Raw genomic sequence first — 24,330 nt, 5'->3', positions numbered from 1 at the left:
GATTATTCGAGGATAGGTCTTCCCGGTGGGTGCGGCCATCACTTGTGGTGTCCGCCTCATGTCAAATTTGTCACATCCGCGCAGCGCGGGCGCACCCCTGCCCGCGTGGCCGGCGGACGGGACGGGCAGGCTAGGGCCGGGGCTCCATGGACTGCAGCATGGCCTGGACCAGGGACTCCTGCAGCCACGTGGTGAAGTTGTAGACGAGGGCAAGGTAGCTTTCCACGTCCTCCGCCTGGGACCAGTCCTGCATCTGGTGGACGTGGTCGGCGTCGGCCTCGTCCTGAATGTCCAGGCGTTCGGCGAGCACCAACCGGATGTCGTTCAGTGCCATGGACCAGTGCCTCGCGTCGGTGTCGGTCAGCAGCAGTTCGTCCTTGTCCAGGTCCAGCGCGGCGGCGCGCAGCGCGCCGATCTTGCTTTCGCGCAGGGAGCGTTCGGTGAGCTGGCGGAACTCCAGGGACGCGGCGCCGTCGTTCTTCATCACGTTTGGCAGGAGCCGCCGGAGTGCGCGGTCAGACGGTTCGCGGGCGTCCATGTCGAGCCCGATCATGGCGGTAAGCGGGTCCTGCTTGCCGCGGTCTTCGGGCTGGAGCATCGAGATGACGTCCTCGAAAAGGCTGCGCAGCAGTTCCCGCTCGGCCGGCTCCAGGAATCCGGTGATGCCCTTAAGTCCGTATTTGAAAGCCTTAGCCACGTTTTCCCTTGCCCTTGCCCGGGCCGCTGTTCTTGCCGCCCCCGCTGTTTCCGCCGGTGGCCTTCTCAACCGTTGCCCACAGGCCGTAGCCGTGCATGGCGACTGCGTGCTGTTCCACCTGTTCCTTGCTGCCGTGGGCAACAATGGACCGGCCCTTCCTGTGAACCTCCATCATGAGCTTGTTGGCTTTGGTCTCCGAATAGCCGAAATAGCTCTGGAAAACATAGCTGACGTAGCTCATGAGATTGACGGGATCATTCCAGATCACGAGGTTCCAGGGGATGTCCGGGGCGGTCAGCGCGTCGGTGGACACGGCTGTTCCGGTCTGGGTGCTCTCCTGGGTGTCAGGGCCGAGCGCAACGCTTAGGGTCATCTGTCCATTCTATGGGGATGCGCACTAGAGTGATTTTGTGAGTACCTACGCCGGCTGGAACCAGCCACGCACGTCCCTGTTCACTGATCACTACGAGCTGACTATGCTGCAGGCCGCGCTCCATTCCGGCGCCGCACACCGCAAATCAGTCTTCGAAGCCTTCGCGCGCAGGCTCCCGGACGGCCGGCGGTACGGGATCGTGGGCGGCACGGGCCGGTTGCTGGAGGGCATCGCGGCCTTCCGCTTTGGCGAATCCGAACTGGACTTCCTGGGCCGCACCGGCGTGGTCAACAAGGAGACCCTGGACTACCTCGCCGATTTCCGGTTCACCGGGGACATCTGGGGCTACGCGGAAGGCGAGGCGTACTTCCCGAACTCCCCCATCCTGATCGTCGAATCGACGTTCGCGGAAGCCTGCATCCTGGAGACCTACATCCTGTCCGTGCTGAACCACGACAGCGCCATCGCCTCCGCGGCATCCAGGATGATCACCGCTGCCGGGAACCGACCATGCATCGAGATGGGCTCCCGGCGGACCCAGGAGGAATCAGCCTCTGCCGCCGCCCGCGCCGCTGTCATCGCCGGGTTCGACAGCACCTCCAACCTTGAAGCGGGTTTGCGCTACGGCATCAAGACCGTGGGGACCGCCGCGCATTCGTTCACCCTCCTTCACGACACCGAACGCGAGGCGTTTGAGGCGCAGGTGGCCTCGCTGGGCGCCGGCACCTCGCTGCTCGTGGACACATACGACGTCGAAACGGCCGTCCGTACGGCGGTGGACATCGCCGGGGACAAGTTGGGCGCCGTCAGGCTGGACTCGGGTGACCTGGTGGAGCAGGCGCAGTGGGTCCGCCTCTTGCTGGATGAACTGGGCAACGAGAACACCCGCATCATGGTCACGTCCGACCTCGACGAGTTCGCCATTGCCGCGCTCCAGTCCGCGCCGGTGGACGCGTACGGCGTGGGCACGTCCCTGGTCACCGGTTCCGGGGCGCCCACCGCCAGCATGGTCTACAAGCTCGTCAGCCGCACGGACAGCACGGGCGAGTTCATTCCCGTGGCCAAGGCGGCCAAGAACAAAACGAGCAAGGGCGGGCGCAAATACGCCCTCCGCAAGCTCAACGATCACGGTACCGCCACCCAGGAAATCGTCGGAGTGGGCCACCGCCCGGTTGACGACGGCAACGACCGCCCCCTCCTGCAGCAGTTCATCAAGAACGGGGAACTGCTGCCGGGCTGGACCGGCCACGAAGGCGTCCTTCGCGCCCGTCAGCGCCACGCCGATTCAATGGCCGAGCTGCCGGCGGTCGTCCACCGCCTGCAGCGCGGTGAACCGGCCATCCCCACCATCTATGAGGAGAACTGATGTCACGTGCACTGATCATTGTCGACGTCCAGAACGACTTCTGCGAGGGCGGCGCGCTGCCGGTCCAGGGCGGTGCCGCGGTGGCGGGGGCGATCAGCGAGTACGTCGAAACGCATCACGGGCAGTTCGACCACGTCGTAGCGACGCAGGACTGGCACATCGATCCAGGCGCCCACTTCTCGGACGCTCCGGATTTCAAGGACAGCTGGCCACCCCACTGTGTCGCGGGTTCCCAGGGCGCCGAACTGCATCCCGATCTCGACACCGAACACATTCAGGCCTACTTCCACAAAGGCCTGCACACGGCCGCCTACTCCGGATTTGAAGGCCTGCTCGCCCCCGAGGACGCCGTGCCCACCGGGGACAGGAAGCCCGGTGCCATGCCGTCGCCCGGAGATTCGGACTACGCCGCCGAGGAAGACTCGATCGGCCTGGACGACTGGCTCCAGAGCCACGACGTGGAGGACGTTGTGGTGGTGGGGCTCGCCACCGACCACTGCGTCATGGCGACATCCCTGGACGCGGTGCAGGCCGGCTATTCAGTTACCGTGATCAAGCGGCTCACGGCGGGCATTGCCGGGGACCTGGACGACACCTACGCCGAGATGGAACTGGGAGGCGTGGACCTCGAATAGCAGAAAGGCGGCGCCCGCTGGTGCGGACCCCGCTTTCTTGGCTCTTTGCGCTACCGGCTACTTGCGGCCGACGAACCAGTCCTGAAGCTTCTTGAGCCTGGACTGGAGCTGTTCTTCATTCGCCTGCGCCACAGGCGGGCCGCCGCAGACCGTCCTCAGCTTCGTGTGGACCACACCATGGGGCGTTCCCGTCCGCGCGGACCACGCCGCCACGTTTTTGGCGAGCTCGTTCCGGAGATCCATCAGCATCCGGTGGTCCGGCACCAGCGGCGCCGCCGGAGCAGCGGAGGGGGCCTGCCGTTTCTTCCTGCTCTGCTGCTCGTGCTGACGCTGGCGCAGCAGCGTGCCCACCTGTTCAGCATCCAGCAGGCCCGGGATACCGAGGAAGTCCAGCTCGTCTTCGGAGCCGATGTCACCGCCGGTACCGAACTCGCCGCCGTCGAACAGCACACGGTCGAAGGATGCTTGGGAATCCAGGGCCTCGAATTTACCCTTGGTCAGGCTGTCCGAGGCTTTGTCCTCGCGGTTGGCCTCGTCCATCAGGGAATCTTCCGGATTGAACAGGCCGTCGCCGTCCTCTTTCTCCGGCCGGTCCAGCGCGTGGTCCCGTTCGGCCTCCATGCTGTTGGCCAGCGCCATCAGCTGCGGCACGGATGGCAGGAAGACGGAGGCAGTCTCGCCCCTCTTCCGGGCACGCACAAAACGGCCCACGGCCTGGGCGAAGAACAGCGGCGTGGAAGTCGACGTGGCATACACACCCACGGAAAGGCGCGGAACGTCCACGCCTTCGGACACCATGCGGACGGCCACCATCCAGCGTTTGTCGCTCTCCGTGAATTCTTCGATCTTGCTGGACGCCTTGGCATCATCCGAAAGGATCACCGTGGGCGATTCGCCGGTGATCTTCTTGAGCTGGCCTGCGTACGCCCTGGCATCCTCGTGGTCCGTTGCGATCACCAGGCCGCCCGCATCCGGGACGGACCGGCGGACCTCGCTGAGGCGTTTGTCGGCGCCGGCCAGCACTGCGGGAATCCACTCCCCTGCCGGGTTCAGGGCAGTCCGCCAGGCCTGCGATGTGATGTCTTTGGTGACAGCCGACTCGCCGAGGGAGGCGGCCATCTCCTCGCCTCCACTGGTGCGCCACCGCATCTGACCCGAATAAGCCATGAACATGACGGGCCGCACCACGTGGTCACGCAGCGCATTGCCGTAGCCGTAGGTGTAGTCCGCCTTGGAACGCCGGATGCCGTCCCGGTCCTCCGCGTACTCCACGAACGGGATGGGCGATGTGTCGGAGCGGAACGGCGTACCTGTCAGGGACAGGCGCCGGACGGCGGGGTCGAATGCCTCGCGGAGGCCGTCACCCCAGGACAGGGCCTCCCCGCCGTGGTGGATCTCGTCCAGGATCACCAGCGTGCGGGCGGCCTCGGTCTTGGCACGGTGCAGCAAGGGCTTGCTGGCAACCTGCGCGTAGGTGACAGCGACCCCGACGAAGCCGCGGCCGTGCTGGCCGTCGGAATTCTTGAAGTTCGGATCGATGGCGATGCCCACCCGTGCCGCGGCGTCAGCCCACTGCCTCTTGAGGTGGTCAGTCGGGGCAACGATGGTGACCCGGTTGACGGCACCGGATTCGATGAGCATGGACGCCACACGGAGCGCAAAAGTGGTCTTGCCTGCGCCGGGCGTCGCGACGGCCAGGAAGTCCCGCGGACCCGTGCTGAAATAGCGGTCCAGGGCTTCCTGCTGCCAGGCACGGAGCTTCTGGGCGGTTCCCCAGGCTGCACGTTCCGGATAAGCCGGAGGCAGCGTGGGGCCGCCGAAGAGTGTCTCCGTCACTACTTGTTGTTGCCTGAGTCCCCGCCGGACCCCTTGCCGCCGTCGTTTTCAGGCCGCAGGCCGTCGTAGACCTCTTTGCACATCGGGCACACAGGGAACTTCTGGGGATCGCGGCCCGGGGTCCAGACCTTGCCGCACAGGGCGATGACAGGCTCGCCGGTCAGCGCGGATTCCATGATCTTTTCCTTGCGCACGTAGTGCGAAAAGCGCTCACGGTCGCCGGGCTCCACTTCCTGGCGCAGTTCCTCGCGCTCGATGGTGGCCGTGGACGATCCGGCTCCGGAAAGCTCACGCATGGGGTCGTTTTCGAAAGGATCCGTCATGCTAGTCATGGCATCCATCTTAGCCGCTCCCGGCGGCCGGCGAAGGACGCAGCGGCGGCCTGCCGGGGCCCGCCAGGGGCCGGCGGCAACCCGCGCTACAGGCCCTGCCAAGTCGGTTTGTGGTCGTAGGAGTGGCGGTAGTAGTCGGCGAGTTTCAGCGACGACGCCGCGGCCTCGTCCACGAGAATGGAAGCGTGGGGGTGCAACTGAAGCGCAGAAGCAGGACAGATCGCGGCCAGCGGCCCTTCCACGAGGTCATGGACCGCCTGCGCTTTTTGCGCGCCCGTGGCCACCAGCACCGCGTGGCGCGAGTCCAGGATGGTCCCCAGCCCCTGGGTCACCACGTGATGGGGAACCTCGGCGAGGCTGGGGAAGAAGCGGGCGTTGTCCCGGCGTGTCTGCTCGATGAGCGTCTTGATGCGCGTCCGGGAAGCGAGCGATGAGCCTGGCTCGTTGAAGCCAATATGCCCGTCGGTCCCGATGCCCAGCAGCTGCAGGTCCACCCCGCCGCGGTCCCGGATGGCGGCCTCGTAGGCCTGGCAGGCCGCGGGGAGGTCCTTCGCGCTTCCGTCCGGGCCGTGGACGTTTTCGGGGGCGATGTTGACGCGTCCGGTGAAGTCCCGGCGGATGACCTCACGGTAGGACTCCGGATGGCCGGGTTCCAGCCCAACGTACTCGTCCAGCAGAAAACCGTGCGCCCTGCTGAAATCCAGCACGCCCCGCTCGTGGCGCAACGCCAACTCGTCATACACCGGAAGGGGTGACGATCCCGTGGCCAAGCCCAGCACTGCATCGGGCTTCCGATGCAGGAGGGCCTGAATGGCATCCGACACAAGGGAGGCGATTTGCCTGCTGCCCGGAAGGATCACGACCTCCATGCTGCTCCGCCGCCTTTCGCTGTGGTAACCGCCCCGTGCTGTCCTGCGTGGCCGACTATCTGCAAGCCATCTTTCTGCCTAGTCAACCACGGCCGGCGCCGCCCCGGCAGGGCCATTCACCGGTTGACCGTCAGCTGAGCCAGCAGTTCCGGGCCGCGGGCATCGAACCAGCGGCCGCCGATGCGCACCCCCGCCACAAACAGCGCAATCCCGAGCATCGGCCCGAGGGCTAAGTTGGCCCAGCCAAAGGCCGGATCACCGGTCACCATTTGGGCGATGACCAGGGCCGCTTCGGGCAGGGTCAGCACCAGCAGGACGCCCATGCCGCCGAATTGGACGGCCAGGGTCTGGGCGACATTACCGGGCGGTTTCTTGAACGGGCTGTCGCCGGGTAGGGGGACGGCGACCGTATAGCGCGCGGAAACCACGGAGGCGAGGCCAAGCCCGGTGAACAGGACGCCGAGCGACAGCCCCAGGATGGCCGGCAGCCATTCCCAGTCCCCGGTGAGGAAGAACGGCACAGTCGCGAGGACCATCACGGCTGGCAAGGCAAAGGCCAGGCAGGCCAATGCACGCCCGAGACGGTCCTGCACGCCGCGCACTCCGGCTGCGAGATGCAGCGCGAATGCCGTGTTGTCGTAGGACACGTCGGAGGAGATGGACCACGCCAGGAGGAAAGCGGTGAGCGGACCCGCGATCGTGATGACGCCAAAGTTGCCCGTCTGGCTCCCTTGGAACGCCAGAACCACGGGCAGGAGCGGAACGACCACCAGGGAACCGGAGTACCGCGGATCCCGGAACCAGTAAGTCAGCGAGCGGGCAGCGATGGCGCCCGTGGGCGTGGCGGGAAACAGCCCGAACAGTCCCAGCCGGCCACCCGTCCTTCGGGTGCTTCCGGCGTAGGGCGGGGTCACGAGGGCACGCTCGAGCAGGAACTTCCAGCACCAGGCAAGGCCGGCGAGCGTGGCCGCGGCGATCAGGAGCTTCAGCGCGGCCGCTCCGGGGTGTCCCGCCTCCAGCTCGCCGCCCAACGACCAGGCCGCGCCCAGCGGCGTCCAGGACAGGGTCCGCGCAAGGTCGGTCAGGAACGCGCCGGAACCTGCCGCTCCCTGCGCTATGCCCGCCACGATGGGACCCATCAGAACGAGCGGAACCATGAACGCCAATCCGCTGACATCCTTGAACCGCCGCGTGGCCGCCAGACTGGCTGTGGCCGTAGTGACCACCTTGGACAGCACAACGCAGGTCAGCACGCCGAGGACTGCACCAATAAGCGCTCCTACGGCCGGCAGGATGCCCCGCGACCAGGTGCCCACCGTGGCCAGTGCCGCCAGCGCTGTGGCGAGTCCGGGAATGCCAATCAGGCCGCCCAAGGCAAGCCCTGCCAGCAGCTGGGGCATCGGGATGGCGGAAGTTGTAAAACGGGCCGGATCGAGCGTCATGTCGGCCGCAGATGCAATCAACGGAATGATCGCCCAGCCGAGCAGGGCCGCCGCGCCGCCCAGCACCACGACGGTCTGTGCAAGGAGGGGATCTTCCTGGCGCAGGAAGAGCAGCGCTGCAACACACGTGCCCACGATTCCCAGGGCGTACAGTCCGCCGATTGCAAGGCCAACGAGCTGCCAGGGGCTCCGCCGCAGTCCGTTCCGCAGGAGCGCCAGCTTGAGCCTCAGAAGGTGCGCAACCACTCGAGCCCCTCTGTCTGCACTCTTCCGCCCACCAGCTGGACGAAGCGCTCTTCAAGGCTCACTCCGCCACGGACGTCCGCTACCGTCCCTGCGGCCAGTAGCCGGCCGCCGGCGACGACGGCAACGTGGTCGCACATCCGCTGGACGAGGTCCATGACATGGCTGGACACGATCACGGTGCCGCCGGTGGCAACATATCGGTCCAGGATGTCGCGGATGTTTGCGGCGGACACAGGGTCCACTGATTCGAACGGCTCATCCAGGACCAGCACTTTCGGTGCATGGATCAGGGCGGAAGCCAGGGCTATCTTCTTGGTCATGCCGGCTGAATAGTCCACCACCAGCGTTCCGGCGTCCCCGCTCAGGTCCAGCGCGGCCAGCAACTCCCCCACCCGGGCAGCAACAACATCCTTGTCCATGCCGCGGAGCAGTCCGGCGTAGGTGACGAGCTGTTCGCCGCTGAGCCTGTCGAAGAGCCGGACGCCGTCAGGCAGGACGCCCATCAGCCTCTTGGCCTCCAGCGGCCGCGCCCACACGTCGACGCCGTGGACCACAGCCGTGCCGAAATCGGGCCGGAGCAGGCCAGTGGCCATGGACAGCGTGGTGGTCTTGCCTGCACCGTTGGGGCCGACGATTCCGAAGAAGGAACCGGCGGGAACGTCCAGGCTGATGCCGTCCACGGCGATCTTGCTGCCGAAGCGCTTGGCCAGTCCCCTGATCGACAGGGCTGTAGGGGGAACACTCATGAATTCACCCTATCGGGGCGCGGTCCGCAGCGGGATCCCCCTCAGGTAGTAAGGCCATGCCCCGGCGGATCCTCCGCAAGGAGGAGGGCTGCCCGCCCATGACGTTCACCGGCCGATGAGGTTCACCGACTGATGAGGGTTCACCGTCGCCCAGCTCGCACTCAGAACGTGCGCCGCGGCACTGCGCGCTCGTACTGCGGCGCCCACCGCAGGTCATGGCCCAGTTCGAAGGCGGCGCGGAGCCACCAGTGCGGGTCCCGAAGCGCCGCCCTTGCAATGAACACACCGTCGGCCTGGCCGGTGGCAACTACGTGCTCAGCCTGCCCGGGTGAAGTCAACAGCCCCACCGTGCCCGTGGCGATGCCCGTTTCGCGGCGGATGCGCGCGGCGAAGCCGGTCTGGTACCCGGGCCCGGGCTGGATCTCCTGGTGCGCCACCGCGCCGCCGCTCGAGACGTCGATGAGGTCAACACCATGTTCGGCAGCCTGCGCCGCGAGCAGCACCGAGTCCTCAATGCCGATCCCGCCTTCGGCCCAGTCCGTGGCTGAGATCCTCAGCATCAGCGGCATGGACTCGGGGATCACCGCTCGCACAGCGTCGACGACGTCCAGCGTCAGCCTGTTCCTGCCGGCGGCATCCCCGCCCCAGGCGTCGGCGCGGTCGTTCACCAGCGGGCTCTGAAACTGGTGCAGCAGGTAGCCGTGGGCGCCATGGAGCTCGATGGTGTCGAAGCCTGCTTCGACGGCCCGGGTGGCGGCAGCCGCAAAGTCGGCGATGACGCCGCGGATGTCATCCTCCGTCATGGCCGCCGGCGCTGCGTAGCCGTCAAACGCGGCGGTGCCCGGCCCAACGGTGTCCCAGCCGCCGTCGGCCGCCGGAACGGAACCCTTCTCCCCTGAAAACGGCCAGTAGGTGGAGGCCTTCCTGCCAGCGTGGGCGAGTTGGGCGCCGATTTTGGTGTCAGCCACGCCGTGGCGGTGCACGAAGCTGACGATCCGCTCCCAGCCGGCCGCCTGGTCTTCGTTGTAGAGTCCGGCGTCGCGCGGGCTGATCCGCCCGGCAGGGTTGACGGCTGCTGCTTCGGTGAGGATCAAGGCCGCCCCTCCGGCCGCAAACGAACCAAGATGCATGAGGTGCCAGTCATTGGGAACACCCGGGGCAGCCTCGGGGTCGCAGCTGTACTGGCACATGGGCGAGACCCAGCCGCGGTGCTGCAGCTCGAGGGAGCGCAAGGACAGCGGCCTGAACAGCGCCGGAACCACCACTAGAACAGCACCCGGGCCAGCGCCTGGCGCGCCTTCGCCACGCGGCCGTCTGTTGTTCCGACGACGTCGAACAGCTCCAGCAGGCGGACGCGGGCGGTCTCGCGCTCGGGACCGAAATTCCTGCCGATGAAGCCCACGACACGGTTCAGGGCGTCCTCCACATGTCCGCCGGCAATGTCCAGGTCGGCAACCCCGAGCTGGGCCGCGAGGTTGTCCGGCTCGTCCGCCGCGACCTGCCGGAGGGCTTCGCCGTCCGGGCCGGAGAGCTGCTGCAGCCGGTCCATGAGCTCAACCTGCGCCAGACCGGCTTTGGCTTCTGCGTCGGCAGGCATCGCCGCGAGGGCCTGCCGGTAGGCGGTGGCGGCAGCGGCGTAGTCCCCTGCCTCGATGGCGTCGAAGGCCGCCTGGTGCAAAGGGGGCAGGGGGGCGGGTTCCTGATCCCCGGGGGCCGCTCCGCCCACGTTGCCCGAAACGCCGTTGGCGGCGGCAACCTTGAGCAATTCGTCCAGCACCGCGCGGATCTGCTGCTCGTCGGCCCCGCCCTGGAAAAGCGGTACGGGCTGTCCCTTGAGCACAGCCACCGCCGTGGGCACGGCCTGAACCTGGAAGGCCTGGGCCAGCTGGGGAAAGGCATCGATGTCTGCAGCGCCGAGCACGAGCCGGCCTGCGTAGCTCTCAACAATCCGTTCCAGATCCTCAAGCACCCCGGCTGATTCCGGCGAATACGCTGCCCAGAGGGCGAACACCACGGGCACCTGGGCCGACAGCTCAACGAGGTCCTGAAAGTTTCCTTCGGTGACCGTGACCCGGAGCGCGGGCGCCTCGGGGCCGGCGTCGGGGCCTGCAGCGACTCCGGCTGGTGGGGCGCCTGCCGGGCCGTTCCCGGCGGCAGGGCCTCCCGCCGGCGGGGCTGGCGGCACCTGGCGCTGCTTGAGGGCGGAAAGATCGACGGCGCCGCGTAGGTTGAGCTGGCTGGCGGCGGCTGGAGGGACAGGGCGGGATGCTGGCGAACTCATAGCTCCCACTCTAGCCACTCCGCCGCCGCGGGAGGCAACGTTGCCGCAGGCCAACGCGCCTACTTGAAGCTGGCTCCCACGAGCCCGCGCGTGGCGGCCACAAGCTTCATCGGGTCCTTCGAGCCTGTCGGCGGCACATAGACGGCCATGGATTCCGCAAAGTTCAGCACCATGCCGGTGGTGGTCTCTTTGCCGCCGGCGAGGACGGCCGCGTCATTGCCGATGGACAGCTTGTCGCCTTCGGCCTTGGGCGTGCCGTCGAAGTTGAACGTGAGGCGGCCGAGAACGAGTGCACCGCCGTCCGAGGTGCGGAACACCACGGTGCTGCCGGGAACGACCTTGTGGGTGAAGGCGAATTTGCCGTTCACGCCCGACTTCACGACATCCGCCTGATAGGACAGCGTGTCCCCGATGTACGGCGAAGACTCCCCTTCGACGAGCTTGTCCTTGAAGGTGGAATTCGACTTGGACAGGCGGTCAGCAAGGCCGGCCAGGGCCTCTTGGCCGCTGTAGAGCAGCCCCGACTTATCGCCCGGTGCCAGCGTCTCGGTGCCGTTGCGGGCAATCGAAGGGAAGGTCGTGCCGGGCTGGAGCGGGCTGGTGCCCACGAGTTTGTAGTTCTCGCGCGGGGACTTCTGCACCAGGGTCAGCAGCTGCGGCACCACATTGCCCTCGCCCTGGGTGACGGCGAGAACCGAACGAGGCCAGGCGCGCTTGCTCGTGACGACGGTGGTCAGGAGTTTCGTGGCGCGGACGGGCATACGCGCATCGTAGGACGCCACTCGGGAACGGATTTTGTAGTTCTTTGTCCGCACCTCGAGCTCGGTCCCGGACACCCGGGTGGCGAGTTTCTTGGCGTCCTTGGCGGCATCGCCGGCATCCGTGGCACTGGCCACCTGCTCCAGGATGCGGCGGAACTGGGCGTCGAGGAGCACCGGGGCGTCGCCGGCGGCGGTGTTCGCGGAGGCCGAAGCCGTGGAGGATGCCTCCGGGGTGGCGGCAGGCTCAGGCGTCTTGCTGGCCTGTGCGGCCGCGCCGGTACCGGCGATGAGTGCCGCGGTCGACGCTGCGACGACAATGCTGAGCCGCGCCGAGGAACCGGTTCCGGTCTTTGTCTCTGCCTTGGCCTTGGTGCGCCTGGGGAAGAGGCTGCCCACGCCGGCGGCGGAACCGCCCTGCCCCGGAGCCGTGCCCTTGGGCTTGAGCACCAGCAGCGCAACGCCGCCGAGCATGAGGAGTACCCCGATCACCATGAGCGGAACTGCCCACGGAGTGGAGGTGTCATTGGGAAAGGTCATCGAAATCGACGACGGCGCGGGCTTCGTGCCGTCGCTGGCCAGCAGAAGGGACCAGTCGCCGTCGGCCGGTGCCGACCAGGTGTAGTCCAGCTCGCCGCTCGCGTTTTCGGTCGAAACCCACAGATCCGATCCGGCAGGCGACGGCGCGGTAGCCTCACCGTCAGTGCGTTCCACCTGGAGCGACTTCTTGTCGTCGGACAGACCGGTGACCGTGTTGTGTGCCGTCTTGCCTACCCAGGCATCCACGTCATCGGGCCGGCCCGCGGCCAGGAGGAAATTGCCCTCGCCCTTGACCTTGATGGTCACCGTTCCCCCTTCGAGGGTTCGGAGCTTCTGGTCTATAACGGTCAGCGGCGCGGCTTTCGCATCCGAGGGAACGGTGGCCGTCACGGTCTCGGCGGGGGCCCACACCGTCTTCTGCCCGATTCCGGCCAGCAGTGTCAGGAGGCCGAGCAGCACGAGTGCGACTGCAGTCTTGAAACGCAAAGGAATACCTATCATCAGCGGGGGTTTACTTTCAATAGTAACCGTTTTGTTACCAATCAGTCAGTTCAGGCCTCCGAAGACGCCTCCTGCGATCCCATGCAACAGTGCCCATCCGGGTATTCGCAAGGCTGCTGATAGTGTTTGCGATGATCATCACACCCGGCCCGCAGCCGCGGCGCCACAGACGGAAAAGGCATTAAAAGCAGTGACTGAACACACGGATCCGTCCATGCGCGGCCCGGAAGACCTGCCCAACGCCGACTCCCCCCAGGGCGCTCCCGGCGCGCCGGCCGAGCCCCAGAAGGCACACCGGACAAGGGCCCGCCCGGCCGCTCTTGGAGCGGTGCTGAAACGGCTGCGCCAGCCCATTCCGGGCGCGCAGCCAAGACTCCGGTTCGAAATGCCTCCGGAGCACCTGGACAGCATCGAGGCTGAGACGCCCGGCACCGGGGACACCGCCCGATTCGGCGCTCCCGGTCCCCGGATCTCGGCACAGCACCCCCTGTACATGGGGTTCATGGGCACCGTGGGCGTCGGGCTTGCCCTCCTGGTGTACTGGATCGGTTCGAACACCACCCAGCTCCTGCTCTGGATCGTGGCAGCCCTCTTTATAGCATTAGGACTTGATCCGGTGGTGCGCTGGCTGGAGACGCACAAAATCCCCCGGCCCGCAGGCATCGTGCTGGCAGTCTCTGTCCTGGTTCTGGCGGTCGTAGGGTTCTTTGCCACCCTCATCCCCACCATCGTCGAGCAGGTGACAGAGCTCGTTAAGCAGGCGCCAGTCTGGGTCCGGGACTTCGTCGATTCCGACTTCTTCCGCACCGTCGACAACCAGTTCGGAGTGCGCGACCGCATCAACGAGGAGCTGGATAAGTTCGTCAAGAATCCTGAGGCCATGGGCGGCATTTTCGGCGGCGTTGTGGGTTTCGGCTCCACCGTGGCGAATGGCCTCTTCGGGACGCTGATCGTGCTGGTGCTTAGCCTGTACTTCCTCGCCGCCCTGCCTGCAATGAAGAAGTGGGGGTACCGGCTCGCTCCGCGGTCCCGTCGGGCCAGGGTTGAGGCCCTGTCGGAAGAGATCACCCGTTCCGTGGGTAACTACGTAATCGGCCAGGCCGTGGTTGCGCTCCTGAACGCCACGTTCGCCTTCATCGTGATGTCCATCATCGGCGTTCCATTCGCCGTGCTGCTCGCATTCGTGGTGGCGCTGCTGGCATTCATCCCGCTGGTGGGCGGAATGATCGCGGGCGTAGTGGTCACACTGATTACCCTCACCCTGGGCTGGCAGTCGGCGGTCGCGTACGCCATCTGCTACTTCGCCTACCTGCAGTTTGAGGCCTACTTCATATCGCCCCGCATCATGCAGAAAGCCGTCGCCGTGCCCGGTGCGGTGGCCGTGATCTCCGTGATTGCCGGCGGCAGCATCCTCGGCGTGCTGGGGGCGCTGATCGCCATCCCGACGGCGGCCGCCATCCTTCTCCTCCTCAAAGAGATCTACATCGTCCGCCAGGACAAGCACTAGCCGGATAAGCCTCAGGCTGTCAGCCCGGCGTCACCGCCTAAGCGGTGGCCGTCGCCACCGGTCCGTTCCATTCCTGGGGAAGTCCGGCGGCGCCGGAACCGTCGTGCGTCACGTCGTCAACGATCTCATTCAGCACCCGCGCGGCATGCTTCTCCCCCACCCAAAGGTGCTTGGCGCCGTCGACCCCCACTACCCGCGCCTGGGGCACAACGCCGAACCGCTCAGCGGCGGCGGCCGGCCGGAGGTAGTCGTCGTGCTCGGGCACGAGTACGGTGAGTGGCTTGCCCGAAGCCGCCCACTGCTTCAGGTGCACGTCGGTGGCCCGGTGCAGCGGGGGCGACAGGAGCACTGCACCTTCCACCTGCGAGGCCACCGGCTCAACGGCGCCGTACATGAGCGCAAGTTCGGTTCCGAACGACCAACCCACGAGCCAGCGGTTTGGGAGTCCCCTCTCGACGGCGAACCGTACCGCCGCCTCCACGTCATAGCGTTCCCCGATGCCTTCTTCGAACGCGCCCTCGCTGGTGCCCCGCAGCGACGACGTCCCCCGGGTGTTGAAGCGCAGCACTGCTACGCCGGCCAGCGCAGGCAGCCGGTACGAGGCCTTCCGGTAGACGTGGGAGTCCATGAAACCGCCATGCGTGGGCAAAGGATGCAGCGTGATCAGGGTCGCTGTGATCTCCCCCGACTCCGGCACCGCAAGCTCGCCCACGAGCGTCCGGCCGTCCTCGGTATGGATTTCGATGTTTTCGCGGCGGGCGGGCAGCACCGTTGAGGCGCGGATCGCCGCCGCTTCCGACGGCTGGCTGAAAACGTACGACGACGGGTCAAAAGTCATGCGTATCAGCTTAGCTTCCGCCGGGGGCCACTATGCCCCTGCCGGCTCCCCGGCCGCAGCCTGCTGCCGCTTCCGGCCGCTGCCGTCCGGTCAGCGGTAACGGAAGTTGCGCGACGTCCAGCAGTTGGTGTGCCAGTGACGGCGCTCGGACAGGCCCGCCTCGGCACCGAACAGGTGGTCGTCGGCCCACACCACCAGATGGGCCACCCCCGCCTGCACGGCGGTGGAGCAGCCCGGGCAGATGTAGGCTTTCTCGGCATTGCGGGCCGTCATCGTGCGGACGACCCACTCGCCGTCCGGGGCGCTTTCCCGCCGGGCAATGCCTGCCCTGGCCCGCTCGAGGTCAAGCTCGGGGACTGGCCCCGAACCGCGTTTGCCTCCCGCCGCGGGCTTTCCGGACGAGGAACGCCCTGCTGAGGTACGGCGGGGTCGGTTCGAACGCGGCATGCTTCTATTCTGCCCCAGGCGCCGCTACTCCCTTGCCCCGGAACCGCCCGCCCGCGGTGCCCGGTGGTCCTGCCAACGCGGTAGTGTGTACGGCGTGCGTCTTGTCATAGCCCGTTGTTCTGTTGATTATGTTGGCCGGCTCAAAGCCCATCTGCCCCTCGCCACGAGGCTCCTCCTGGTGAAGGCCGACGGCTCTGTGCTGGTCCATTCCGACGGCGGCTCCTACAAGCCGCTGAACTGGATGAGCCCTCCCGCCACGCTGCGCGTCTCGTCACCCGACGAAACAGACGTCGAGGTGGGGGTCGTTGAACAGTGGACCGTCCAGTCCGCCAAGACGGACGACAGGCTGATCATCAACATCCATGAACAGCTCCACGACACGTCCCATGAGCTGGGCCAGGACCCCGGGCTCATCAAGGACGGGGTCGAGGCAGACCTGCAGCGGCTGCTGGCCGAGCAGATCGAAACACTCGGCACGGGTTTCTCGCTCATCCGCCGGGAGTACTTCACGGCAATCGGTCCGGTGGACATCCTGGCACGGGACTCAGACGGTGGCACAGTGGCCATCGAGCTCAAGCGCCGCGGCGACATCGATGGCGTCGAGCAGCTGACCCGGTACCTTGAACTGCTGAACCGTGACCCGCTGCTGGCACCTGTCCGGGGGATTTTCGCCGCGCAGCAGATCAAGCCGCAGGCCCGGGTGCTAGCGAAGGACCGCGGCATCGACTGCATCACGCTGGATTACGACGCCATGCGCGGCGTGGATGACATCGAATCCCGGCTCTTCTGAGGTCCGCCGGACAGGTGTCGCCTCGGTGATCAGGCGTTTACTTGGGATTTGCCCAAATTTTGTCCGATTCTGCGTTTTTCCCGTTGACCAGACCGTACTGTCATGAAATTCTTAGATCAGTCTTTGTGTAGGTGTTTTTTCATGCTCGCAAGACATGTTGCGAGCGCGAAGCTCCTGCAACGCATTTCCGGTCTGACCGGGGCTGCTGCCAGGATTCTTCTCGCGGAGTGACCAAGACCAGTACGAAGTGTGCTGGCCTTAAATTAGTTCCACAATGAGGAGAAATAAATGGCACAGGGAACCGTCAAGTGGTTCAACGCTGAAAAGGGCTTCGGCTTCATCACCCCGGACGACTCCGATGGCGATGTCTTCGTTCACTACTCTGAGATCCAGACGGGTGGCTTCAAGACCCTCGACGAGAACCAGCGCGTTCAGTTCGAGATCGGTCAGGGCGCAAAGGGCCCCCAGGCTACCGGTGTAACACTGGTCTAATCGAGGTTTCTATTCCCTGCGGGGAATCGCCTTGAAAAGAATGATCCTCGGCATTCGTGCCGGGGATCATTTTTTGTGTCACAAATATTTCAGGATCTGAAAGATTCGGAGGGCAGCAGTCAGCGCCACGTTCCAACGCCAATGACCGGGCCGGCTTCAAGCCAGGAAGAAAGGCCGGTATAGGCGTCAAACTTCATGGCCAGGAAAACATCGTGCCCCTCGTACTTCAGCTCCACGATCACGACGTCGGGCGGCACCTTGACCAGCTCGGCCTCGGTGGGCTGGCGCCGCCCCAGCAGTTCCAGGGAACTGCGGGTGAAGCGGTGACGGGGACGGACGCTCAGCGAGAGCAGCTTGAACCACTCCAGCTCATTGTCCTGATAACGACAAACCCCCATCTGCCAGCTCTTTCCAGCCGTGCAAATGGAGGCGTCAACCGTGCCCAGGGCGCGCCGCAGGTTGAAGCGGCGCACCCCGAAAAGGCACAGCGTGAAAATCAGCAACGCAAAGGCGGTTGCTAAGGCGATGAACGGAAAACCAGTAACGTCCATCAAGGTCGTGCTAGCGGATCCCCGCAGTGGCCGCGTCACCCAGCTGGGCGTTGTCAGCAACAATAACCACGCGGTTGTTGTCGACGGAGAAGAATCCGCCGTCAACAACTACAGCGATGCGGTCACCGGAAACCGGCTCAATAGCCATTTCACCTTCGGCCAGAATCGCCAGCAGGGGCGAGTGGCCGGGCAGGATTCCGATTTCACCATCGCTGGTGCGGGCCTTGACCATCTTGGCCGCTCCGGACCACACGAAGTGGTCCGCTGCGACAATCTCAACCTCAAGCTCAGCCATATTACTTGGTCTGTTCCTGGATCTTGGCCCACTGGCGCTCAACGTCATCCAGGCCGCCGACGTTGAAGAACGCCTGCTCTGCGATGTGGTCGAGTTCGCCGTCGCAGATGGCGGTGAAGCCCTCAACGGTGTCCTTGATGGAAACGGTGGAACCTTCGACGCCGGTGAACTGCTTGGCGGTGTAGGTGTTCTGCGACAGGAACTGCTGGATGCGGCGTGCACGCGACACGACGATCTTGTCTTCCTCAGAGAGTTCGTCAACGCCGAGAATGGCGATGATGTCCTGGAGTTCCTTGTTCTTCTGCAGGATCTGCTTCACGCGGACAGCCGTGTTGTAGTGATCCTTGCCGATGTACTGGGGGTCCAGGATTCGGGAGGTCGACGTCAGCGGATCCACTGCCGGGTACAGACCACGGGAGGCGATTTCACGGGAAAGTTCCGTGGTCGCGTCGAGGTGTGCGAAGGTGGTGGCCGGCGCCGGGTCGGTGTAGTCATCTGCGGGAACGTAGATGGCCTGCATCGAGGTGATGGAGTGGCCCTTGGTGGACGTGATGCGCTCCTGGAGGAGACCCATCTCGTCGGCCAGGTTCGGCTGGTAACCCACAGCGGAAGGCATGCGGCCGAGGAGGGTGGAGACCTCAGAACCTGCTTGCGTGAAGCGGAAGATGTTGTCGATGAAGAGCAGCACGTCCTGGTTCTGCACATCGCGGAAGTACTCCGCCATGGTCAGTGCCGACAGCGCCACGCGAAGACGCGTTCCCGGCGGCTCGTCCATCTGGCCGAAGACAAGGGCGGTATCCTTCAGAACGCCGGCCTCTTCCATTTCAACCCAGAGGTCGTTACCTTCACGCGTACGCTCGCCGACGCCGGCGAAGACCGAGGTGCCACCGAAGTTGCGGGCAACACGGGTGATCATTTCCTGGATCAGCACGGTCTTGCCAACACCGGCGCCACCGAACAGGCCGATCTTTCCACCCTTGATGTACGGGGTGAGGAGGTCGATCACCTTGATGCCGGTTTCCAGCATTTCGGTGGAGCCTTCAAGGGTTGCAAAGGCCGGGGCCTTGCGGTGGATGGCCCAGTGGTCCGAAGCCTGGATCTCGGACTCGTCAACATCCAGCGGCTTGCCGAGGACGTTGAAGATGTGGCCCTTCACGCCGTCGCCGACGGGCACGGTGATGGGCGAGCCGGTGTCCACTACGTTGGTGCCGCGGACGAGTCCGTCGGTAGCCTGCAGGGAGATGGCGCGAATGAGGTTGTCGCCCAGGTGCAGGGCGACCTCGAACGTGATGGTCTTGGTCTCACCGTTGAGAGTAATCTCCGTGGTGAGTGCGTTGTAAATCGAGGGGATTGCGTCAGCCGGGAATTCGACGTCGACAACCGGGCCAATAACACGGGCAATACGACCGGTGGCACCGGACGTTGCGGCTACGTGTTCGGTAGCGGTGGCAGTCATCTCTCTCACTTCACTCAGTAGATGGCGTGGGGGTTAAGTTTATCTTTGGTGCAGGTACAGCTGGATCCGGAACCGTGCTGGCTAAGACGCATTCAAGGCGTCGGCGCCAGCCACAATTTCGGAAAGCTCCTGCGTAATTTCGGCCTGGCGGGCGGTGTTGCGCAGACGCGTGTACTTCTTGATGAGGTCCGTGGCGTTGTCACCGGCAGACTTCATCGCCCGCTGACGGGCTGCGAGCTCGGAAGCTGCTGCCTGCAACATGGCCGCAAAAATCCGTGATTCGATGTACCTCGGCAGCAGAGCATTGAGGACCTGCTCCGACTCCGGCTCGAACTCATACAAGGGCAGCAGCTCCGATTCGGAGACAGGATGCTCTTCGACGACTTCGAGCGGAAGAAGACGAATGACCGTCGGCTCCTGGGTGACCATGGACTTGAACCGGGTGTAGACAACGTGGATCTCGTCCACGCCGCCCTCTTCGAAGTCGGTCGCGAAATCCTCCAGCAGCGCCGTACCGATTTCCCGGGCGGTCTCAAACTCTGGAGCATCAGTGCCACCGGTCCAGACCCGTCCATAGGGGCGGCCCCGGAAGTCGAAGTACGCCTGTGCCTTGCGGCCGACCAGGTAGGTCGTGACTTCCTTGCCGTCGGCGCGGAGCAGCTCGTTCAGGCCTTCGGCCTGCTTGAGTACGCTCGCCGAATACGAACCTGCCAGTCCACGGTCCGAAGTGATGACCAGGACTGCGGCCCGGCGGATGTTCTCCGGCTCGGTGGTCAGAGGGTGATCGATTTCGCTCTGGCTTGCAACGGCAGAAACGGCGCGGGTGATCGCGTTCGCGTAAGGCAGTGAAGCTGCTACGCGTGCGCGGGCCTTGCCGATGCGCGAGGTAGCGATCAGTTCCATCGCCTTGAAGATCTTGCGCATCGACGTCGTCGAGGCAATCTTCTGGCGGTAGACCCGAATCTGGGCTCCCATACTTATCCTTTCCTAAGATCCCGATGGCCGGGACTGCCGGAACCTTGAAGGGTTCCGGCAGTCCCTGCCAGCGAAACTAGCGCTTCTGCCTGACGATTTTTTCCTGGTCGACCTGGCCCTCGGAGATGGCTTCATGCTCCTCGTGGCCAGCGCCTACCAGATGGTTGTCGCCTTCGCCGAAGAAGCCCTTCTTGAAGTCGACGATCGCGTTCTTCAGCGCCGCGGCGGTGTCATCATCCAGAACGTTGGTCTGAGCCAGCGTGGTGAGGATGGAGGACTTGTGCTTCAGGTGCTCCAGGAACTCGGACTCGAAGCGGCTGATGTCCTCAACCGGAACGTCGTCCAGGTGGCCCTGGGTTCCCGCCCAGATGGACACGACCTGGTCCTCAACCGGGAACGGCGAGTACTGGCCCTGCTTGAGCAGTTCCATCAGGCGCGCACCGCGGGTCAGCTGCTGGCGGGATGCGGCGTCGAGGTCGGACGCAAACATCGCGAACGCCTGCATGTCGCGGTACTGGGCCAGGTCCAGCTTCAAAGTACCGGAGACCTTCTTCATGGACTTGACCTGTGCGGCACCGCCAACGCGTGACACCGAGACACCAACGTCAACAGCAGGACGCTGGTTGGCGTTGAAGAGGTCCGACTGCAGGAAGATCTGGCCATCGGTAATGGAGATCACGTTGGTCGGGATGTACGCCGAGACGTCGTTCGCTTTGGTTTCGATGAGCGGCAGGCCGGTCATCGAGCCGGCGCCGAGCTCGTCGGAGAGCTTGGCACAACGCTCCAGGAGGCGGGAGTGCAAGTAGAAAACGTCGCCCGGGTAGGCTTCGCGTCCCGGCGGGCGACGGAGCAGCAGCGATACTGCACGGTAGGCCTCAGCCTGCTTGGAGAGATCATCGAACACGATGAGGACGTGCTTGCCGCCGTACATCCAGTGCTGGCCGATGGCCGAACCGGCGTAGGGAGCCAGGTACTTGAAGCCGGCCGGGTCGGACGCCGGGGAGGCAACGATCGTGGTGTATTCCAGCGCGCCGTTGTCCTCGAGCGTCTGGCGGATGGCCGCGATGGTGGAAGCCTTCTGGCCGATTGCCACGTATACGCAGCGAACCTGCTTCTTCACGTCACCGGAAGCCCAGTTGGCCTTCTGGTTAATGATGGTGTCGATGGCAATGGCGGACTTGCCGGTCTGGCGGTCACCGATGATCAGCTGGCGCTGGCCACGGCCGATCGGGATCATGGCGTCGATGGCCTTCAGGCCGGTCTGCATCGGCTCGTGCACAGACTTGCGCTGGGTCACGCCGGGTGCCTGGAGTTCCAGGGCACGGGTAGTCTCGGCCTTGATCTCGCCGAGGTCGTCGATGGGAACGCCCAGCGGGTCGACAACGCGGCCAAGGAAGGCGTCGCCAACCGGCACGGACAGAACCTGTCCGGTGCGGTGGACTTCCTGGCCTTCTTCGATCCCGGTGAAGTCACCGAGGATAATGACGCCGATCTCGCGGACGTCGAGGTTCTGGGCGAGGCCCAGGGTGCCGTCTTCGAAGCGAAGCAGCTCGTTCGCCATGACCGAGGGAAGGCCCTCAACACGGGCGATGCCGTCACCTGCGGTTGTTACACGGCCGACCTCTACGCGCTCTGCGTTTCCGGGTTCGTAGGACGCCGCGAACTCGTTCAACGCATTACGGACGTCGTCGGCGTTGATGGTCAATTCGGCCATCTGCAGTCCCTGCTCTCCTGTTTTCGTGATCATCGTTGCTCACGATGACCGGGGTTTCTATCAGTTAAGTTGTGCTTGTCCGGCTAGCCGGCCAGTTGGCGGTGCAGCTCGCCCAGGCGGGTGAGAACAGAAGCGTCGAGCACTTCATCGCCCACCTGTACGCGGATCCCGCCGATCAGCGAAGGATCAACCTTCGTGTTGATCTGGAGCTCGCGCCCGTAAAGGGAGTTCAGCCCAGCATGCAGGCGGCTGGTCTGCGTCTCCGAAAGGGGACGCGAGACGCTGACCGTTGCAATCCAGCGCTGCTGGCGCTTGGCTGCAAGCTCGGCGAAACGGCCGACGAGCCTGGTTGCCTTGATGCCGCGGGGCTGCGACACTGCCTGGCCGATGAGGACCTTTGCTTCCTCGCTTGCGCCAGGAACCACTCTCTGGGCCAGTGCGATCTTTGCTGCGGCGCTGGCCTGCGGTTCAGACAGAGCACGTTGCACCTCGTGGCTGGAAGCCACGGCCTGGTTGAATGAGAAAAGGTCATTCTCAAGTTCTTCCAGCCCGGTGATGCCGGAGGCAGAAACGGCCGACTTGTTTTCTGCAACGGCGATGACCACCGTTGCGGCAAGCGTCTCGAGTGCATCGCCGATGTCTCGCGCCGATGCCCAGCGTGAGCTGGCCAGTCCGGCCGCGATCTCCACAGCTTCAGCGGAGACTTTGCCCCTGAACAGTTGCCTGATCAGCGCCGGCTTTTCCTCACCGCTGCGGGACGGGTCAGTCAGGGCGCGGCGCAAGCCAGCCGAGCTGTCCACCGTTCCCAGGATTCCGAAGAGTTCCTTTGCCAACTGCAGCGATGCAAACGGAAGCTTGGCTTCCAGTTCGGTCAGCGCCTTGGTCAGCGATTCGCTCGATACACCTGCCATTACTTTGCTACACCTGCGTTCTGGTTCTCCAGATCAGCCAGGAAGCGGTCAACGACACGTGCCGCGCGCTCGTCGTCGCTAAGGGACTCGCCAACGATGCGGCCAGCCAGCGTGGTGGCAAGGGTGCCCACCTCTGAGCGCAACGACACAACGGCCGCCTGACGCTCGGATTCGATCTGTACGTGTGCCTGCGCAGTGATACGCGCCGACTCAGCCGCAGCCTTCTCCTTCAGCTCCGCAAGGATCAGGGCGCCTTCGGCACGGGCTTCCTCGCGAATGCGGTTGGCCTCTGCACGTGCGTCGGTGAGCTGCTGCTTGTACTCTTCGAGTGCTGCGGAAGCCTCGGCCTGGGCCTTTTCAGCCTTGGCGATGCCGCCCTCGATGGCCTCGGCACGCTCTGCGAACGTCTTCTCGAACATCGGGACAACAAACTTGACCACGATGAAAAAGAGGACAGCAAAGCCGGCGAGGACGACGCCCATTTCCCAGACATTGGGAACGAGCGGGTTAGCCGCCTCGGCGGTGGCGGCTGAGATGATCAGCTGATTCATTTTTCACCCGTCCTTATCTACTCGGTTCTGAATGTTCGCTTGGTTCTGAAGGTTTACTTGAGAACGAAAGCGAAGACCAGGCCCAGGATGGCGAGGGCTTCAGTCAGCGCAAGGCCGAGGAATGCGATCGGCTGCAGAACGCGCTGTGCTTCCGGCTGACGTGCCACACCGTTGATGTAAGCAGCGAACACGAGACCCACACCGATACCACCGCCGATGGCGGAGAGGCCGTAGCCGATGAGGTTGAGGGAGCCGTTGATGGAGCCTTCCATTTTTCTTCCTTTCAAGATGCCATCTCTGTGGCAGGTTGTTTGGGTTGCTTCATCCCCGTGAGGGGAAGTTTATGGGTGCCTAGTGGCTGTCGGCGTGGAGTGCGCCTTCAATGTAGATCGCCGTCAGCAAGGTGAAGACATAGGCCTGCAGCGCCATGATGAGCGCTTCGAGCATGTACATGGCGATCGCGCCGGCAAGGACGAGAACAGAGGTGCCCTTGAGCAGAACGTTCTCCTGCATGACGAGGTATTCGATTCCTGAACCGGCGATCATGACGATCAGGTGGCCGGCCAGCATGGTGGCAAACAGACGGAGGCTGTGCGTAACCGGACGGACCAGGAAGTTGGAGATGATCTCGATCGGGATAACGATCGGAAGGATGTACACCGGCACTCCGGACGGCACGGTGGCGAGCTTGAAGTACCTCAGGCCGTTCTTCTTGACACCGATGGCGATCCAGGTGATGTACACGATGACGGCCAGCACGTACGCGCCGCCAACATGGGAGAAGCTCGGGAGCTGGATCACGGGGATCGCGCCGTAGATGTTGTTCACCAGGATGAAGAAGAAGAGGCTGAACAGCAGCGGGACGTACTTCATGAAGTCTTTGCCGCCGATGATGTCCTTGGCGATGCTGTTGCGGACGAAGCCATAGGCCATCTCACCCGCGAACTGCAGCTTGCCAGGAACCAGCTGCTGCTTCCGCGCAGCTAGCAGAAAGAATGTAGCGATAATGACGACGGACAGGATTACCAGCAGCATCTGCTTGGAGAATCCGTCTGCCGCACCCCACGGCAGGATTGCCGGCAGGTGCATTTCTTCAATTCCGGGAGGAGTGAACTCTCCTGAATTTTGGGCCGGGAGCGCAAGCGCGATCAACGCGTTTCCTCTCTGCAGTGTCCATCGTT

The 24,330-nt window shown here is 64.6% G+C and carries 26 protein-coding genes; 5 read left to right on the top strand and 21 right to left on the bottom strand.

Annotated elements, in window-relative coordinates; all coding sequences use genetic code 11:
• Positions 1 to 130: 130 nt before the first annotated feature.
• Positions 131 to 697 carry a DUF2017 domain-containing protein gene (locus AC1D14_RS01620; protein ID WP_230116888.1) on the bottom strand — a complete coding sequence of 189 codons (567 nt, stop codon included), beginning with the start codon at positions 695 to 697 and terminating at the stop codon, positions 131 to 133.
• On the bottom strand, positions 690 to 1,070 hold the full coding sequence (gene clpS, locus AC1D14_RS01615; RefSeq protein WP_230116889.1) for an ATP-dependent Clp protease adapter ClpS: 381 nt from the start codon (positions 1,068 to 1,070) through the stop codon (positions 690 to 692). The genes AC1D14_RS01620 and clpS overlap by 8 nt, the downstream gene beginning before the upstream one ends.
• A gap of 37 nt (positions 1,071 to 1,107) precedes the next feature.
• On the opposite strand from clpS, the gene AC1D14_RS01610 reads away from it, so the two are divergent.
• Positions 1,108 to 2,436 (top strand): nicotinate phosphoribosyltransferase, encoded by a 1,329-nt coding sequence (locus AC1D14_RS01610; protein WP_230116890.1) that lies wholly within the window; start codon positions 1,108 to 1,110, stop codon positions 2,434 to 2,436.
• Positions 2,436 to 3,071: an isochorismatase family protein gene (locus AC1D14_RS01605; RefSeq protein WP_230116891.1), complete on the top strand. Its 636-nt coding sequence runs from the start codon at positions 2,436 to 2,438 to the stop codon at positions 3,069 to 3,071. Before AC1D14_RS01610 ends, AC1D14_RS01605 begins: the two co-directional genes overlap by 1 nt.
• Before the next feature lie 57 nt (positions 3,072 to 3,128).
• On the opposite strand, the gene AC1D14_RS01600 is transcribed toward AC1D14_RS01605, so the two are convergent.
• The 8 genes from AC1D14_RS01600 to AC1D14_RS01565 all read right to left on the bottom strand — a co-directional run bounded on the left by AC1D14_RS01600 (position 3,129) and on the right by AC1D14_RS01565 (position 12,622).
• Complete coding sequence (locus tag AC1D14_RS01600) at positions 3,129 to 4,907, bottom strand: DEAD/DEAH box helicase (protein WP_476880812.1); 1,779 nt, start codon at positions 4,905 to 4,907, stop codon at positions 3,129 to 3,131.
• Positions 4,907 to 5,239, bottom strand: a complete 333-nt coding sequence (locus tag AC1D14_RS01595) for a DUF3039 domain-containing protein (RefSeq protein WP_476874705.1) — start codon at positions 5,237 to 5,239, stop codon at positions 4,907 to 4,909. Before AC1D14_RS01595 ends, AC1D14_RS01600 begins: the two co-directional genes overlap by 1 nt.
• 86 nt (positions 5,240 to 5,325) lie before the next feature.
• Positions 5,326 to 6,108, bottom strand: coding sequence for a glucosamine-6-phosphate deaminase (gene nagB, locus AC1D14_RS01590; protein ID WP_230116894.1), 783 nt, complete (start codon positions 6,106 to 6,108; stop codon positions 5,326 to 5,328).
• 116 nt (positions 6,109 to 6,224) lie between these two features.
• A complete protein-coding gene (locus tag AC1D14_RS01585) occupies positions 6,225 to 7,796 on the bottom strand; it encodes a transporter (RefSeq protein WP_476967963.1) in 1,572 nt (523 codons plus the stop codon).
• A complete protein-coding gene (locus AC1D14_RS01580; protein ID WP_230116896.1) occupies positions 7,778 to 8,542 on the bottom strand; it encodes an ABC transporter ATP-binding protein in 765 nt (254 codons plus the stop codon). The genes AC1D14_RS01585 and AC1D14_RS01580 overlap by 19 nt, the downstream gene beginning before the upstream one ends.
• 161 nt (positions 8,543 to 8,703) lie before the next feature.
• Complete coding sequence (locus AC1D14_RS01575) at positions 8,704 to 9,804, bottom strand: NADH:flavin oxidoreductase/NADH oxidase (RefSeq protein WP_230117049.1); 1,101 nt, start codon at positions 9,802 to 9,804, stop codon at positions 8,704 to 8,706.
• A gap of 2 nt (positions 9,805 to 9,806) precedes the next feature.
• Positions 9,807 to 10,823, bottom strand: a complete 1,017-nt coding sequence (locus AC1D14_RS01570) for a tetratricopeptide repeat protein (RefSeq protein ID WP_230116897.1) — start codon at positions 10,821 to 10,823, stop codon at positions 9,807 to 9,809.
• Between the two features lie 59 nt (positions 10,824 to 10,882).
• Complete coding sequence (locus tag AC1D14_RS01565; RefSeq protein ID WP_230116898.1) at positions 10,883 to 12,622, bottom strand: hypothetical protein; 1,740 nt, start codon at positions 12,620 to 12,622, stop codon at positions 10,883 to 10,885.
• Positions 12,623 to 12,812: 190 nt separating this feature from the next.
• On the opposite strand from AC1D14_RS01565, the gene AC1D14_RS01560 reads away from it, so the two are divergent.
• Positions 12,813 to 14,129 (top strand): AI-2E family transporter, encoded by a 1,317-nt coding sequence (locus AC1D14_RS01560; protein WP_230116899.1) that lies wholly within the window; start codon positions 12,813 to 12,815, stop codon positions 14,127 to 14,129.
• A gap of 37 nt (positions 14,130 to 14,166) precedes the next feature.
• Here AC1D14_RS01560 and AC1D14_RS01555 read toward each other — a convergent pair whose 3' ends face one another.
• The gene (locus AC1D14_RS01555; RefSeq protein ID WP_230116900.1) at positions 14,167 to 14,967 is read right to left on the bottom strand and encodes an alpha/beta hydrolase; all 801 of its coding nucleotides are present in this window, start codon (positions 14,965 to 14,967) and stop codon (positions 14,167 to 14,169) included.
• Positions 14,968 to 15,057: 90 nt separating this feature from the next.
• Complete coding sequence (locus AC1D14_RS01550) at positions 15,058 to 15,414, bottom strand: ATP/GTP-binding protein (RefSeq protein WP_230116901.1); 357 nt, start codon at positions 15,412 to 15,414, stop codon at positions 15,058 to 15,060.
• Between the two features lie 94 nt (positions 15,415 to 15,508).
• Between AC1D14_RS01550 and nucS the strand changes: the two genes are divergently transcribed.
• Both nucS and AC1D14_RS01540 read left to right on the top strand, forming a co-directional pair.
• Entirely contained in the window at positions 15,509 to 16,204 is a 696-nt protein-coding gene (gene nucS / locus AC1D14_RS01545; RefSeq protein ID WP_230116902.1) for an endonuclease NucS, read from the top strand.
• Positions 16,205 to 16,492: 288 nt separating this feature from the next.
• Positions 16,493 to 16,696: a cold-shock protein gene (locus tag AC1D14_RS01540; protein ID WP_011692441.1), complete on the top strand. Its 204-nt coding sequence runs from the start codon at positions 16,493 to 16,495 to the stop codon at positions 16,694 to 16,696.
• 119 nt (positions 16,697 to 16,815) lie between these two features.
• Here the strand turns inward: AC1D14_RS01540 and AC1D14_RS01535 are convergent, their stop codons facing one another.
• The 9 genes from AC1D14_RS01535 to atpB all read right to left on the bottom strand — a co-directional run bounded on the left by AC1D14_RS01535 (position 16,816) and on the right by atpB (position 24,301).
• Entirely contained in the window at positions 16,816 to 17,247 is a 432-nt protein-coding gene (locus tag AC1D14_RS01535; protein ID WP_230117050.1) for a DUF2550 domain-containing protein, read from the bottom strand.
• 10 nt (positions 17,248 to 17,257) lie between these two features.
• On the bottom strand, positions 17,258 to 17,542 hold the full coding sequence (locus tag AC1D14_RS01530; protein WP_205653639.1) for a F0F1 ATP synthase subunit epsilon: 285 nt from the start codon (positions 17,540 to 17,542) through the stop codon (positions 17,258 to 17,260).
• 1 nt (position 17,543) lies between these two features.
• Positions 17,544 to 18,998, bottom strand: a complete 1,455-nt coding sequence (atpD, locus tag AC1D14_RS01525) for a F0F1 ATP synthase subunit beta (protein WP_209743680.1) — start codon at positions 18,996 to 18,998, stop codon at positions 17,544 to 17,546.
• Between the two features lie 81 nt (positions 18,999 to 19,079).
• Positions 19,080 to 19,973 carry a F0F1 ATP synthase subunit gamma gene (locus tag AC1D14_RS01520; RefSeq protein ID WP_230116903.1) on the bottom strand — a complete coding sequence of 298 codons (894 nt, stop codon included), beginning with the start codon at positions 19,971 to 19,973 and terminating at the stop codon, positions 19,080 to 19,082.
• A gap of 76 nt (positions 19,974 to 20,049) precedes the next feature.
• The gene (gene atpA, locus AC1D14_RS01515; protein ID WP_230117051.1) at positions 20,050 to 21,687 is read right to left on the bottom strand and encodes a F0F1 ATP synthase subunit alpha; all 1,638 of its coding nucleotides are present in this window, start codon (positions 21,685 to 21,687) and stop codon (positions 20,050 to 20,052) included.
• Between the two features lie 83 nt (positions 21,688 to 21,770).
• Positions 21,771 to 22,598 carry a F0F1 ATP synthase subunit delta gene (locus tag AC1D14_RS01510; RefSeq protein WP_230116904.1) on the bottom strand — a complete coding sequence of 276 codons (828 nt, stop codon included), beginning with the start codon at positions 22,596 to 22,598 and terminating at the stop codon, positions 21,771 to 21,773.
• Positions 22,598 to 23,149, bottom strand: coding sequence for a F0F1 ATP synthase subunit B (locus AC1D14_RS01505; RefSeq protein WP_230116905.1), 552 nt, complete (start codon positions 23,147 to 23,149; stop codon positions 22,598 to 22,600). The genes AC1D14_RS01510 and AC1D14_RS01505 overlap by 1 nt, the downstream gene beginning before the upstream one ends.
• Positions 23,150 to 23,202: 53 nt before the next feature.
• A complete protein-coding gene (atpE, locus tag AC1D14_RS01500; protein ID WP_003804776.1) occupies positions 23,203 to 23,421 on the bottom strand; it encodes an ATP synthase F0 subunit C in 219 nt (72 codons plus the stop codon).
• A 79-nt stretch (positions 23,422 to 23,500) separates the two neighbouring features.
• Positions 23,501 to 24,301 (bottom strand): F0F1 ATP synthase subunit A, encoded by an 801-nt coding sequence (atpB, locus tag AC1D14_RS01495; protein WP_230116906.1) that lies wholly within the window; start codon positions 24,299 to 24,301, stop codon positions 23,501 to 23,503.
• Between the last annotated feature and the right edge of the window lie 29 nt (positions 24,302 to 24,330).

This window comes from Arthrobacter sp. P1_B11, assembly GCF_056406715.1.
This window is presented reverse-complemented; position numbering and strand designations above follow the sequence as displayed.

Excerpts from the sequence above, each read along its gene's own strand:
- atpA (WP_230117051.1), bottom strand. The coding sequence starts at position 21,687 with ATGGCCGAATTGACCATCAACGCCGACGACGTCCGTAATGCGTTGAAC.
- AC1D14_RS01565 (WP_230116898.1), bottom strand. The coding sequence starts at position 12,622 with ATGATAGGTATTCCTTTGCGTTTCAAGACTGCAGTCGCACTCGTGCTG.
- AC1D14_RS01570 (WP_230116897.1), bottom strand. The coding sequence starts at position 10,823 with ATGAGTTCGCCAGCATCCCGCCCTGTCCCTCCAGCCGCCGCCAGCCAG.
- AC1D14_RS01535 (WP_230117050.1), bottom strand. The coding sequence starts at position 17,247 with ATGGACGTTACTGGTTTTCCGTTCATCGCCTTAGCAACCGCCTTTGCG.
- AC1D14_RS01505 (WP_230116905.1), bottom strand. The coding sequence starts at position 23,149 with ATGAATCAGCTGATCATCTCAGCCGCCACCGCCGAGGCGGCTAACCCG.
- AC1D14_RS01540 (WP_011692441.1), top strand. The coding sequence starts at position 16,493 with ATGGCACAGGGAACCGTCAAGTGGTTCAACGCTGAAAAGGGCTTCGGC.
- atpD (WP_209743680.1), bottom strand. The coding sequence starts at position 18,998 with ATGACTGCCACCGCTACCGAACACGTAGCCGCAACGTCCGGTGCCACC.
- AC1D14_RS01555 (WP_230116900.1), bottom strand. The coding sequence starts at position 14,967 with ATGACTTTTGACCCGTCGTCGTACGTTTTCAGCCAGCCGTCGGAAGCG.
- AC1D14_RS01580 (WP_230116896.1), bottom strand. The coding sequence starts at position 8,542 with ATGAGTGTTCCCCCTACAGCCCTGTCGATCAGGGGACTGGCCAAGCGC.
- clpS (WP_230116889.1), bottom strand. The coding sequence starts at position 1,070 with ATGACCCTAAGCGTTGCGCTCGGCCCTGACACCCAGGAGAGCACCCAG.
- AC1D14_RS01595 (WP_476874705.1), bottom strand. The coding sequence starts at position 5,239 with ATGACTAGCATGACGGATCCTTTCGAAAACGACCCCATGCGTGAGCTT.
- AC1D14_RS01605 (WP_230116891.1), top strand. The coding sequence starts at position 2,436 with ATGTCACGTGCACTGATCATTGTCGACGTCCAGAACGACTTCTGCGAG.
- atpE (WP_003804776.1), bottom strand. The coding sequence starts at position 23,421 with ATGGAAGGCTCCATCAACGGCTCCCTCAACCTCATCGGCTACGGCCTC.
- AC1D14_RS01520 (WP_230116903.1), bottom strand. The coding sequence starts at position 19,973 with ATGGGAGCCCAGATTCGGGTCTACCGCCAGAAGATTGCCTCGACGACG.
- AC1D14_RS01530 (WP_205653639.1), bottom strand. The coding sequence starts at position 17,542 with ATGGCTGAGCTTGAGGTTGAGATTGTCGCAGCGGACCACTTCGTGTGG.
- AC1D14_RS01550 (WP_230116901.1), bottom strand. The coding sequence starts at position 15,414 with ATGCCGCGTTCGAACCGACCCCGCCGTACCTCAGCAGGGCGTTCCTCG.
- nagB (WP_230116894.1), bottom strand. The coding sequence starts at position 6,108 with ATGGAGGTCGTGATCCTTCCGGGCAGCAGGCAAATCGCCTCCCTTGTG.
- AC1D14_RS01510 (WP_230116904.1), bottom strand. The coding sequence starts at position 22,598 with ATGGCAGGTGTATCGAGCGAATCGCTGACCAAGGCGCTGACCGAACTG.